Source organism: Zongyangia hominis (assembly GCF_014385095.1).
Classification (GTDB): domain Bacteria; phylum Bacillota; class Clostridia; order Oscillospirales; family Ruminococcaceae; genus Zongyangia; species Zongyangia hominis.
The window spans coordinates 177,365-190,259 of the sequence record NZ_JACRTC010000004.1 but is presented as its reverse complement, the minus strand read 5'-3'; the positions used below and the strand labels follow the sequence as shown (position 1 = coordinate 190,259).

General features: G+C 59.3%; 10 protein-coding genes. All 10 read right to left on the bottom strand.

Features of this window, described 5'->3' with window-relative positions:
• Positions 1-77 precede the first annotated feature (77 nt).
• Positions 78-1,556 (bottom strand): IMP dehydrogenase, encoded by a 1,479-nt coding sequence (gene guaB, locus H8709_RS07435; protein WP_262397801.1) that lies wholly within the window; start codon positions 1,554-1,556, stop codon positions 78-80.
• 443 nt (positions 1,557-1,999) lie between these two features.
• Positions 2,000-2,746, bottom strand: a complete 747-nt coding sequence (locus H8709_RS07430; RefSeq protein ID WP_262397751.1) for an acyl-[acyl-carrier-protein] thioesterase — start codon at positions 2,744-2,746, stop codon at positions 2,000-2,002.
• A 273-nt stretch (positions 2,747-3,019) separates the two neighbouring features.
• A complete protein-coding gene (serS, locus tag H8709_RS07425) occupies positions 3,020-4,291 on the bottom strand; it encodes a serine--tRNA ligase (protein ID WP_262397750.1) in 1,272 nt (423 codons plus the stop codon).
• Positions 4,292-4,305: 14 nt separating this feature from the next.
• Positions 4,306-5,163, bottom strand: a complete 858-nt coding sequence (locus H8709_RS07420; protein WP_262397749.1) for a ParB/RepB/Spo0J family partition protein — start codon at positions 5,161-5,163, stop codon at positions 4,306-4,308.
• A 12-nt stretch (positions 5,164-5,175) separates the two neighbouring features.
• Positions 5,176-5,943 (bottom strand): ParA family protein, encoded by a 768-nt coding sequence (locus H8709_RS07415; protein ID WP_262397748.1) that lies wholly within the window; start codon positions 5,941-5,943, stop codon positions 5,176-5,178.
• A gap of 353 nt (positions 5,944-6,296) precedes the next feature.
• Entirely contained in the window at positions 6,297-7,130 is an 834-nt protein-coding gene (locus H8709_RS07410) for a ParB/RepB/Spo0J family partition protein (RefSeq protein ID WP_262397747.1), read from the bottom strand.
• 147 nt (positions 7,131-7,277) lie between these two features.
• Positions 7,278-7,994, bottom strand: a complete 717-nt coding sequence (rsmG, locus tag H8709_RS07405; protein WP_262397746.1) for a 16S rRNA (guanine(527)-N(7))-methyltransferase RsmG — start codon at positions 7,992-7,994, stop codon at positions 7,278-7,280.
• On the bottom strand, positions 7,987-9,879 hold the full coding sequence (gene mnmG, locus H8709_RS07400) for a tRNA uridine-5-carboxymethylaminomethyl(34) synthesis enzyme MnmG (protein WP_262397745.1): 1,893 nt from the start codon (positions 9,877-9,879) through the stop codon (positions 7,987-7,989). Before mnmG ends, rsmG begins: the two co-directional genes overlap by 8 nt.
• Positions 9,880-10,516: 637 nt before the next feature.
• Positions 10,517-11,884, bottom strand: coding sequence for a tRNA uridine-5-carboxymethylaminomethyl(34) synthesis GTPase MnmE (mnmE, locus tag H8709_RS07395; RefSeq protein ID WP_262397744.1), 1,368 nt, complete (start codon positions 11,882-11,884; stop codon positions 10,517-10,519).
• A gap of 127 nt (positions 11,885-12,011) precedes the next feature.
• A complete protein-coding gene (gene jag, locus H8709_RS07390) occupies positions 12,012-12,887 on the bottom strand; it encodes an RNA-binding cell elongation regulator Jag/EloR (RefSeq protein WP_262397743.1) in 876 nt (291 codons plus the stop codon).
• Positions 12,888-12,895: the final 8 nt, after the last annotated feature.

Sequence of the window (12,895 nt, the reverse complement as noted above, 5' to 3'; positions counted from 1 at the left end):
TCCTCCAAGAATTTAAATCGCGCTGTCAAAAAGGCCGCGGTCCAAACGGACCGCGGCCTTTATCATGATGAAAAGCATTAGGGATTTAAGGAGTAGTTGGGCGCTTCCTTGGTGATATAGATGTCGTGGGGATGGCTTTCTTTGAGTCCAGCGCCGGTGATGCGGACAAACTGGGCCTTTTCATGGAGCTCCTCAATGGAGCGGCAGCCACAGTAACCCATGCCGGACTTGAGTCCGCCCATGAGCTGATAGACGGTATCGGACACAGCTCCCTTATAAGGCACCCGGCCCTCTACGCCTTCGGGCACCAATTTTTTGTTGTCCTCTTGGAAGTAACGGTCCCGGCTACCGTTTTTCTGCGCCATGGCGCCCAGGCTGCCCATGCCGCGGTAGACCTTGAACCGGCGGCCCTGATAGATTTCGCTCTCGCCTGGGGATTCCTCGCAGCCGGCCAGGATGGAGCCGAGCATGACGGAGGAGCCGCCGGCCGCCAGCGCCTTGACGATGTCGCCGGAATATTTGATACCGCCGTCAGCAATGACGGGGATGTTATATTTGGCCGCGACACAGGCCGCATCATACACCGCGGTGATCTGGGGCACGCCGATGCCCGCGACCACACGGGTGGTGCAGATGGAGCCGGGGCCGATGCCCACCTTGATGGCGTCGGCGCCCGCGCTGATCAAATCCTCAGCCGCAGCCGCGGTGGCGATGTTGCCCGCGATGAGTGGCACATGGGGGAAAGCCTTCTTGACCTTTTCCACGCAATGGAGGATGTTCATGCTGTGGCCGTGGGCCGAGTCCAGACACAGCACATCCACCTGGGAGTCCACCAGGGCGCCCGCCCGGTCGAGGACGTCGCTGGTCACGCCGATCGCGGCGCCGCAGAGCAGTCTCCCCTTGCTGTCACGGGCGGAGTTGGGATACTGGACCGCCTTTTCAATGTCCTTAATGGTGATGAGGCCCTTGAGATAGCCCTGGTCGTCCACCAAGGGCAGCTTCTCGATCTTGTGCTGGCGCAAAATCTCTTGCGCTTGGCTGAGCGTCGTGCCCACCGGCGCAGTGATCAGATTCTCGTGGGTCATCACGTCTTTGATTTTTACGTTAAAATCGGTCATGAAGCGCAAGTCCCGGTTGGTGAGGATGCCAACCAGCTTCCCCTTTTCGCAGATGGGGACGCCGGAAATTTTATATTTCCCCATGAGCTCGTCCGCGTCAAAGACAAAATGCTCGGGGGACAGGGAGAAAGGATTGACAATAACGCCATTTTCGGAACGTTTGACCTTATCTACCTCATCAGCCTGCCGCTCAATGGACATATTCTTGTGGATGATGCCAATGCCGCCCTCTCTGGCAATGCCAATGGCCATCTCTGTCTCGGTGACCGTGTCCATCGCGGCGGTGATAATGGGCGTATTTAACATAATATCCCCGGCAAGGCGTGTTTTTACCTCAATCTCTTTCGGTAGAACATCACTTTTGGCGGGGATCAGCAATACGTCGTCAAATGTCAAGCCCTCTTTGGGAAACTTCTGAGAAAAGTCTGTATTGAGCATCTGCGTTCTCCTCTCCTTTTTGTCTTCCATGAAAAAAATGTCCGTATGCGCTTTTTACCGCACCCGGATTTTCCTGCTGCTTCCAAGGCCGGACCGGATGGAAACCCTTTTCCTTGTATCCCGCCTCTATTTCCTGGGGTGCGAAAGCTGCTGCGTTCTCGTCGTTTTTCCCATGGCGTCCCTCATGTTTTCCTGCATTCCGCTCCCTCGGGGTTTAAAAAGTTTGTCTTATATTTTAGCACGAACCTTCTCTTAGTTCAATAGAAATTTGCGCTTTTTTTCGTAAAATGTGCCAAAAATTTATGATGCTTTCTCGCTTTTCCTTGATAAATAAGTGAACCACCGGCTCCTATTCCAAAGAAAGGAAGTTCCCTTCCTTTTCTTCCATACCGGGAAGCAAAAAGCGCCCGGTCCGGAGCTTTTCTCCGAGCCAGGCGCTGGTATCAACGTACTGGGACCGTATCCAAAATCCCCTCAAAACAGATGGTCTCGCCTACCCTGCCCTCCATCAAGACGCGGCCCTGTTCCCGGGCCGTGGCAATCTGAAGGGTCTGGCCAGGCAGGGCCTCGTGGACAAAGGAGAGATAAAAGCCGCTGACCCGCTCCTTTGTCAAATCCACGCCGCTATAATCACAGAGGATATCGGCGTAGACAGCGTTATTGAGATGACCGTTGCGGTCAATATCCGCATAGCGCACAACCCGCTCTCCTACCGCTGCCATCTGGACGGGCAGCTTCAGGCGTCCCAAATCCTCCACCGCGGCGGCAAAGGGCTGTTTGGGCGTCTCGAAACCCACCTGCTTGGGCCGCAGTATCCGCCGGGTGGTGGGATTGACCAACATCCACTGGGTGGTGGCTTCCGCTAACGGTTCCTCTCCCCCTGCGGGCCGGACGGAAAACTCACGGTTATAGAGAGGCCCGCTGGCCCCTCTCTCCCACGTTGTCACTTCCACGTCCTCGCCCGCCTGGGGCATGCGGGTGACGCGCACCGTCATGCGGGAAAGAAGAAATACCATGTCGGCCTCCATCAGCTCCCGTCGCCCCAAACCCATGGCGGCTACATGGGCGGAGGCAAACTCCTCCATCCACCGCAATAGATAAGAGGGCTTCATCCGGTCCGTCTGATCACAACAAAAGTCATAGATATGCACCGGATAGGTCTGAGGACCTATGGGGTGAAAGTCAATCATTCCTTTTCCTCCCTGCTACCCCCACCGGCAGGTGGGGGGTATCGCGCTATAGTGCGTCTGTAACGGCGGCGCGAGCAACGCGGCGGTGGCTCGAATGAACCCAAGTCGCGTCATGCCCGCCGCAGGCGCGCGGGGGACGCGGCGGTTGCGTCGATTAAGCCGAGAGCGCGTCTTCCTCGCCGGTAGGCGCGCGGGAGACGCGGCGGCGACTCGAATGAACCCAAGTCGCGTCATGCCCGCTGCAGGCGCGCATCATCCCCCGGCGGCAGCCGGCTAGCGTATGACGTCGGTGCCCATGTAGGGCCGAAGGACCTCAGGCACGGTGACAGAGCCGTCGGCGTTCTGGTAGTTTTCCAGGATGGCGGCCACAGTGCGGCCGATGGCGACGCCGGACCCGTTGAGGGTGTGGACAAACTGAGGCTTCTCCTTGGGACCGCTGCGGAAACGAATGTTGGCGCGGCGGGCCTGAAAGTCCTCGAAATTGGAGCAGCTGGAAATCTCGCAGTAGCGGTTGTAAGACGGCAGCCAAACTTCGATGTCATAGGTCTCGGCGCTGGAAAAGCCCAAGTCGCCCGAGCACAGCCGCACCACCCGGTAAGGAAGACCCAGTTGCTGCAGGACATACTCCGCGTCCTTGGTCAGGCTTTCCAGCTCCTCGTAGGAGTTCTCGGGACTCGCAAACTTGACAAGCTCCACCTTATTAAACTGATGCTGGCGGATGAGCCCCCTCGTATCCCGGCCCGCACTGCCCGCCTCGGCGCGGAAGCAAGCGGAATAAGCGCAGTATTTGAGCGGCAGCTCACTGGCGTCCAGAATTTCGTCCCGGTGCATGTTGGTCACCGGCACTTCCGCGGTGGGAATCAGGAAATAGTCCATGTTGGCCAGCTTAAAAGCGTCCTCCTCAAACTTGGGGAGCTGGCCGGTGCCGGTCATGGACGCGCGGTTGACCATATAGGGCGGGAATATCTCGGTATAGCCCCGCTCGGAGTGGGTGTTGAGGTAGAAGTTGATGACGGCGCGCTCCAATTTGGCGCCCAAGCCCTTATAAAAATGAAAGCGCGCGCCGGTGACCTTGGCCGCCGTCTCGGGGTCCAGAATGCCCAGATCGGCGCCGATGTCCCAGTGGGCCTTGGGCTCAAAGTCAAACTGCCGGGGCTCGCCAAACCGGCGAAGCTCTTCGTTTTCGGTGTCGTCCACCCCCTGCTTGACCGCTTCGTTGGGGATGTTGGGGATGCTCAGCAGAATATTCTTCTGCTTTTCTTCCAGCTCCGCAATCTGGCCTGCCAGTTTCCGGACATTTTCGGCAATCAGCTTCATCTCCACCATGATGGCGGTGGTGTCGCGGCCCTCCTTTTTGATGCGGGGGATCTCCTTGCTGGCCTTATTCTGCTGGGCTTTCAGGTTATCCGATTCGCTGGAAAGCTGGCGGCGACGCTCGTCGATGGCCAGAATCTCGTCCACCATGGCGTCCATATCCTTGTTCCGTTTCCTCATGGCCGCCTTGACCATGTCGGGATTGGTTCTGATGAGCTTAATGTCTAACATGTTTTCCTACTCCTTTATCTTTCTGTGCCGGCCAGACGGTTGGCTATGTCGGCCAGCTCCTCTTTATTATAAAATTCCAGGGTGATGGTCCCCCGGTCCTTGTCCGGATTTTTCACCTGGATGGCGATCTTCCGCCCCAGTTCCGCCGACAGTGCCAATTCCACCTCGTCATAGAAGCTGTCCCTACCGGTGGGCTTCTCCTTCCGGGGCTTCTTTTCCTGGGCCATCCGCTCGATGTCCCGGACCGATACCCGCCCCTTGGCCGCCTTCTTGGCAATTTCTATCATGGTTTCCTCATCAGGCAGGGCCAAAATCGCCCGGGCGTGCCCGCTGGAAAGGTCCTTATTGCGCACGAGCGTCATGACCTCCTCAGGCAGATGCAGCAGCCGCAGCGCATTGGCCACTGCCGGTCGAGATCGCCCTACCCGCTTGGAAATGTCGTCCTGGGTAAATTCATAGGTCTCCATCAAAGTCTGATAGCCCAAAGCCTCCTCGATGGGGTTTAAATCCTCCCGCTGCAGGTTCTCGATGAGGCCGATTTCCATGGTCTCCTGGTCGCTGAGCTCTTTGATGATGACCGGCACCTCGGAGATGCCCGCCATCCGGGCCGCCCGCCAGCGCCGCTCCCCCGCCACCAGCTGATAAGCGCCGTTTTCCAGCGGCCGCACCAAAAGCGGCTGGATGATGCCGTGCTCCCGGATGGAATCGGCCAGGGAAGCCAGCGCTTCCTCGTCAAAATCCTTCCGGGGCTGGCTTTTGTTCGGTTCAATCTGGCTGAGCCGCAGCTTGGCGGAGCTGTTGACATCCCCGGTGGAATTGTCGGTAAACAGCGCCTCCAGGCCCTTGCCCAGACCTCCTTTTCTTGCCGCCATGTCTTCCCTCCTCTATCCTTTGTGGTTTCCGATGATCTCCGCCGCCAACGCCTCGTAGGCCTTCGCCCCCTTGGACCCCCGGTCAAAATAGCTGACCGGCTGGCCAAAGCTGGGAGCCTCTGACAAGCGCACATTCCTGGGAATGGCGGTGGCGTAGACCTTCTCGGCAAAATACTTCTTTACTTCCTGCACCACCTGCACCGTCAGGTTGAGACGGGCGTCGTACATGGTCAGGAGCACCCCCTCGATGTCGATGTGGGGATTGTAGAGCCGCTTGACCTGCCGCACGGTGGCAATGAGCTGGCTAAGTCCCTCCAACGCATAGTATTCACACTGGATGGGCACAAGTATACTGCCGCAGGCCGTCAGCCCATTGAGGGTGATGAGGCCCAAGGAGGGCGGACAGTCGATGAGAATATAGTCGTAGTGCTCCATGACCGGCGCGATGGCCCGTTTCAGTCGGGATTCCCGGTGGTCCAATTCCACCAGCTCAATCTCCGCCCCCGCTAGCTCAATGTTGGAAGGCAGGATGTCCACATTTTCATAAGGGGTGTGGATGATCACATCCTTGACGTCCGCCGTGGAGATGATCAGGTCATAGGTGGACGCCTCGATCTCCCGCTTGTTGACCCCCAACCCGCTGGTGGCGTTGCCCTGTGGGTCGATATCGATGAGCAATACCCGTTTTCCCAATTGGCCTAGCGCCGCCGACAGATTGACCGCCGTGGTGGTCTTCCCCACGCCGCCCTTCTGATTGGTGATCGCAATGATTCGTCCCATCTTATCCATCCCTCCGGCCTCACTTGTTTCTACCTGATTATAGCACAGTTTCCCCTCTTTTAAAACTCCTTTGTCCCGAAAAGCCCCGAAAACGACCATGTTTCACATGAAACATTCCTGACAAGGGCCGGGGCTTTACAAATTGTTTCATGTGAAACATACTGCAACTGGACGGAAAAAGGCGGGGAAACCTTTCGGTCTCCCCGCCTTTTCTCCATCGGCTAAAAGGAAGTTTTATGGTCACAGCTCTTACAGAACTGATAACCGCGGATTTGCGGCCCAAAGTTGCAGGCAATGGGGCCGGGAGGTTGGCGGCCTTGCCGCCACGGCGTGGGGTGCTGATCGCTGGAAATTTATGCGGTAATCTTTCCTCTCTTTTGGGTGACTTTGGGAATCTTGATGGTATACTCGATAAAGTCGCCGTTCTCGATGCTGACGGCGGTGGCAGGAATGCCGGACGCTTTCATTTTGCTGAGGGCTTTGTTGATGGTGTTGATAAAGAGGCGGATGTCCTTGACCACTAAGATATTGCTGTGGGCCGCCTTGGGCTGTTGGGTCAGCAGGTCATCGATATATTTTTCCGTCTGGGAGACATTCCAGCCGTATTTGACAATGGATTCGGCCACATCCCGCATCTGCTCCTCGGTCTCCAGTTTGAGGAGGGCCCGGGCATGGCGCTCGGTGAGGTGATGCTCACAGAGATAGCGGAGAACTGGGTGGGGTAGTTTGAGAATCCGCAGCTTATTGGCCACGGTGGATTGGTTCTTCCCCAGCAGCCGCGCCACGTCCTCTTGAGTGTAACCATACTGAGCGATGAGCCGTTTGATGGCCAAGGCTTCCTCCACAAAGTTGAGGTCTTCCCTTTGAATATTCTCCACCAAGGACAGGACGGCGCTCTGGTTGTCGTCCATAGTCAGCACAATAGCGGGAATGACAGGGAGCCCCGCCAGCTTGGATGCCCGCAGCCGCCGCTCCCCCGCCACCAGCTCGTAGCGGCCGTCGACAGCGCGGACAGTGATGGGTTGCAGCAGTCCGTTTTCCCGGATGCTAGCCGCCAGGGAGGTAAGCTCCTCCTGGGAGAAATACTTGCGGGGCTGCATGGGGTTGGGCACGATCTGCTCCAATGGCAAATTGCGGATTTGCCGCAGATTCTGCGATTCTTTTTTATTTCGTCCGATCATTTTCATTGCTGTCACATCCTTTATCCATATTCTACCATATGTTTACAAAGATTTCCAGTCTTTTCCAGCGATTTCTGACCGCAAATTCTCTCATTTCTCGACAAACATAGAAAGCCCCATGGACTTTCTCCATGGGGCGAAAGGGTTCTTCTCTTATTGTAAAGGCTTCTTGGCCATCTTGGCGGAGGGGCGCGGATAGGCTTTGGGGGTGGGGATCCTTTTCGTTACGACCACCAATGTCCGCCGCTCGTCGCTCCCCGGCAGGGTGTAGGAACGGATGTCCTCCACCTCCCCACCCAGGAGGGAGATGGCCCGCTCGCTCTCCCGAAGCTCCGTCTCCATCTCCGGGCCCTTGAGAGCCAGGAACTTTCCGCCCACTCGGACAAAGGGCAGGCAGTATTCGCTCAGTTCCCGCAGATGGGCCACCGCCCGGGCGGTGGCGAAATCAAAACGCTCCCGGAATGCCGGCTGCCGCCCCGCTTCCTCCGCCCGGGCATGGATGGCGGTAACGGGGACGCCCAGCCGCCCGGCCAATGCCTGCAAAAACACAATGCGCTTCTGGAGGCTGTCGAGCTGGGTGACGTGAAGATCGGGCCGCGCTATCAAGAGCGGCGTGGACGGGAAACCCGCCCCCGTTCCCACATCGATGAGGGAGCTGTCCTCGGGGATCTTCACCTGGCGCAGGACGGACAGGCTGTCGGCAAAGTGCTTGCGAACGATGTCCTCCGGCGCGGTGATGGCGGTCAGATTGACCTTTTCATTGTATTCCACCAGAAACTGGGCATAGTCGTCGAGCTGTTCGAGCATCCGCCCACTCAGCTCGATTCCCAGCTCCTTAGCATAGCGTTCCATGAGACTTCGATCAATCATCCTGCGCTCCCCCTTTCCGGTTTTGCTGTCCGAGCCAGATGAGCAGCACCGAGATGTCCGCCGGATTCACCCCGGAGATGCGGGAGGCCTGCCCCAGGTTGAGGGGCCGCACCCGGTTGAGCTTCTCCTGGGCCTCCAGCCGCAGCCCGGCAATGGTCCGGTAGTCGATGTCCTGGGGCAAAGGCTTCCGCTCCAGCCGCCGCATCTGCTCCACCTGGGCCTGCTGCTTTTTGATGTACCCCTCGTATTTAATCTCCACTTCCACCCGCTCCCGCACGGCCCGGGGAAGTTCCGGCCGCTCCGGGTCAAAGGGGGCCAAATCCCCATAGCCAATCTGGGGCCGGCGGATGAGGTCCGCCAGCTTCCCCCCCGTTTTGAGGGGGGCTGTTTCATGTGAAACAAGCAAGGCGTTGAGGCTGTCGGAAGGAGGAACGCTCGTCTTTTCGAGCCGCCGGATTTCCTCTGCAATCTGCCGCTCCTTTTGCAGGAATCGTTCATACCGCTCGTCGCTGATAAGCCCGATTTCATGGCCCAGGGGGGTGAGTCTCGCGTCGGCGTTATCCTGCCGCAGGAGGAGCCTGTATTCGCTGCGGGAAGTCATCATGCGGTAGGGGTCCATGCACCCCTTGGTGCACAGATCGTCGATGAGGGTCCCGATATAGGAGGAGGCCCGATCCAAGATGACCGGCTCCCGGCCTCGGATGCTGCGGGCGGCGTTGATGCCGGCGATGAGGCCCTGGGCCGCCGCCTCCTCATACCCGCTGGTGCCGTTAAACTGCCCCGCTCCATAGAGCCCCCGCACCCGGATAAATTCCAGGGAGGGCAGCAGGTCCAGGGGGTTACAGCAGTCATATTCGATGGCGTAGGCGTTGCGCATGATCTTCACGTTTTCCAAGCCCCGGATGGTGCGGTACATGGCGATCTGCACATCCTCGGGCAGGGAGCTGGACATGCCTTGGAGATACATCTCCTTTGTTTCTCCCCCCATGGGCTCGATGAAAAGCTGATGCCGGGGCTTGTCCGCAAAGCGCATCACTTTGTCCTCGATACTGGGGCAGTACCGGGGACCGATGCCCTCAATCTTGCCCCCATAGAGGGGGGAGCGGTGAATGTTGTCTCGAATCACCTGGTGGGTCCTCTCGTTGGTATAGGCGATGTGGCAGACCTTTTGGTTTATAAGCTCCCCCGTCGTCTCAAAGGAGAAGGGGGTAATGGGCTCGTCCCCGCCCTGCTCCTCCAGCTGAGTGTAGTCGATGGAATCCTCGTGGACCCGGGCGGGGGTGCCCGTCTTAAAGCGCCGCAGTTCCAGCCCCAGGGCCCGCAGACTCTCGCTGAGCCGGTTTGCCGCGTGGGTACCGTCGGGGCCCGACTCATAGGCCACGTCTCCCACGAAGATTTTGCCCTTTAAATAGGTGCCGGTGGCCAGGATGCAGGCCCCCACCTCGTACACCGCTCCCAGAGCCGTCACCACCTCACGGATGCGGCCCTCCTTTGCCCGGACTTCCACGATTTCCGCCTGCTTGATGTCAAGGCCTGGCTGGGATTCCACCGCCCGCTTCATATAGACGTGGTAGCGCTCCCGGTCCGACTGGACCCGCAGGGAGTGAACCGCGGGCCCCTTGCCCCGGTTGAGCATCCGGCTTTGGAGGAAGGTGGCGTCCGCCGCCTTCCCCATCTCCCCGCCCAAGGCGTCCAGTTCACAGACCAGATGGCCCTTGGCCGTGCCGCCGATGGAGGGGTTGCAGGGCATGTTGGCGATGCCGTCCAAGGTGATGGTAAATAGGATTGTCTTGGCGCCCAAGCGCGCGGCGGCCAAGGCCGCCTCCACTCCCGCGTGACCCGCGCCCACCACGGCCACATCGTACCGGTCCGCCCTATATTCCATGGTTTTCTTCCTCCTTTATTTTCTTCCTTTTGCAGCTGTCTGGCCAGCCACCCGCCGATATCCACCCCAAGCAGGTTCAAGACCACGCTTATGAAAATATAAGCACCGTTCCAAAGGCGTTGTTTCCGCCTTCAATATTCCACCGTTGCCAAAGAAAAAGTGGAAAAGATGGGGAACTCAGCGGCAGGCGGCACGCCTGCGGCGAGCAGGACGGAACCGAGATTTTCTGCAGACTATCGCCGCGCGGCCCGCGATGCCGTCGCGAAGCAGCTACAGCGCGATGTCCCCCACCGGCAGGTGGTACGCCTGCAGCGAGCAGGACGCGACCGAGATTTTCTGCAGACTATCGCCGCGTGGCCCGCGCTGCCGTCGCGAAGCAGCTACAGCGCGATGTCCCCCACCGGTAGGTGGGGCGCCTGCGGCGAGCAAGACGCGACCGAGATTTTCTGCAGACTATCGCCGCGTGGCCCGCGCTCCGTCGCGAAGCAGCTAAAGCGCGATGCCCCCACCGGCAGGTGGCGCGCCTGCGGCGAGCAGGACGCGACCGAGATTTTCTGCAGACTAGCGCCGCGTGGCCCGCGATGCCGTCGCGAAGCAGCTACAGCGCGATGTCCCCCACCGGTAGGTGGGGCGGAGGTCACTTGCCCACACAGAAGCGGGAGAAGACCTGCTCCACCACGGCCTCGGAGGCGCGCTCCCCGGTGAGCTCCATGAGACAGGAGATGGCGTCCTCCACACAGACGTCCACGGCGTCCAATGTAAACGCCATCCGAAGCGCTTCCACCGCGCTCTCCACGGCGGCGCCCGCCCGCAGCACACAGTCCCGCTGCCGCTCATTGGCTACCATCGGGGCGCTGGGGTCCAGATGCTCGAGCCGCATCACCCGGCGGATGGCGGCGCTCAGCTCCTGTTGCCCCTCCCCCATTTGGGCAGAAGTATATACAATATGTTTAAATTTATCTTTAATATACGTTTCGTCTATCTTTTGTTCCAAATCTCGCTTGTTGATGACCGCAATGGCGGGTTTTTCCCCGCATTGGGCGATGATGGACCGGTCATCATCCGTGAGGGCCTCGGAGGCGTCAAAGACCGCCAGCACCAACGCGGCCTGGTCGATGCGAGCCCTGGCCCGCTCCACACCCAGCCGTTCCACCGGGTCGTCGGTATCCCGGATACCCGCCGTATCGGCGAGACGGAGAACCATACCGTCCACCGCCACCTGATCTTCCACCACGTCCCGGGTGGTGCCGGGGATGGGGGTGACAATGCTGTTTTGGGTGCCGGAGAGCATATTCATGATGGTGGACTTGCCCACGTTGGGTCGCCCCACAATGGCGGTGGGGATCCCTTCCCGGAGTAAGTGCCCCGTCTCAAAGGTGGCGGAGAGGGCAGTCAGTCCCTCCCCGATGGCGGTGAGCTCGGAAAGAAGGCTTTCCCCCTCCACATCCTCCACATCCTCCTCGGGATAGTCGATCCAGGCGGAGAGATGGGAAGCGAGCGCCACCAGGCTGTCGCAGATCTCCCGGCTCTTCCGGTAGAGCGCGCCCTCCTTGGCCGCCAGGGCGGAGGCGGCCGCCTGCCGGCCCTGGGCGCCGATGAGATCCGCCACCGCTTCGGCCCGGGTGAGGTCCAGCTTTCCGTTTAAAAAGGCGCGTTTGGTAAACTCCCCGGCCTGGGCGGGACGGGCGCCCGCGCGCACCAGGGCGGACAAGAGCCGCTCTAGGAGGTAGACGCCGCCGTGGCAGGAAATTTCCGCCACATCCTCGCCGGTAAAGCTGCGGGGGGCGGCAAAGAGGAGGACCACGGCCTCGTCAAATTCTCCCGCCTCGTCAAAGACATGGCCGAAGGTGGCCCGGTATCCCTCCATTTTTCTCAGATCATCCCCCAGCGCCGAGCGAAACACCCGGGCCGTGATCTCCCGGGCCCCCGGCCCCGACACCCGGATGGTGCCGATGCCGCCCACGCCCAAAGGCGTTGCTATGGCTGCAATGGTGGCTGTCTCCATATAATCCCTCCTCTTTTTTCCACTAGCGGCTGTTCCCTTGGTGGAAAATTACCACAAAAAAAGGGATTTCTCTTTCAAGAAACCCCTTTCGTCTATTCTTTCTTCCATTGGCCCGCTTCCAAAGACCTTAGTCGTCCAGCGTAATCTTGCCGAACAGGGGCGCTCCCTCGGCCTCCTTGGGCGGGTTGGCTCTCACCTTGTTCGGGTCAGGCGTCACCGTCCGGTTCTCTCTGGGCGGGCGGCCGTCGCGGTTGTCCCGGCGGGGAGGCCGTCCCTCTTTGTTATAGGGGCGCTTATTGTAACCGCCCCGGCCGCCGCGGTCTCCTCCACGGTCGGTCCGGGGACCACGATCCCGGTTGTTGTTATAGCGGGGCGGGCGGGGGTTTTTGGAGCTGATGACCACCCGGCGGTTGGGTTCCTCCCCAATGGAGGAGGAAGTGGCGCCCTCCACCTGCTGTACCGCGGAATGGATGATGCGACGCTCATAGGGGTTCATGGGCTCGAGGGTGGTGCTGCGGCCGGTTTTGACAGCGGTATTGGCAATTTTAAGCGCCAACTGTTCCAGGGTCTTTTCCCGTTTCTCCCGATAATTGCCGCTGTCGAGGGTGATTCTAAAGTAGCTACCCTCGCCCCGGTTGGCGACGAGTCCCGCCAGATATTGCAGCGCGTCCAGCGTCTCGCCCCGGCGCCCGATGATCAGGCCCAGTCCTTCGCCTTCCAGCACCAAAGTAGCGCTTTCTTCCTCTTCCTTGACGTCGATCTTCACATTGGTAAGCCCCATATGGCCCAGCACTTCGGTGACATAATCCACCGCCAGCTGGGATTTGGATGCCTTATGGGTCACTTTGACTTTGGCGGGCGTGTTTTTCAGTCCAAAGAAACCCTTTTTGGGCAGATCGATAATTTCGATTTCCACGTCGTCTCTTTCAACGCCCAGGCTCTCGCATGCCAGGGTGACGGCCTCGTCGACAGTTCTGCCTGTCATTTCAATCTCTCGTACCACCTTTTGCA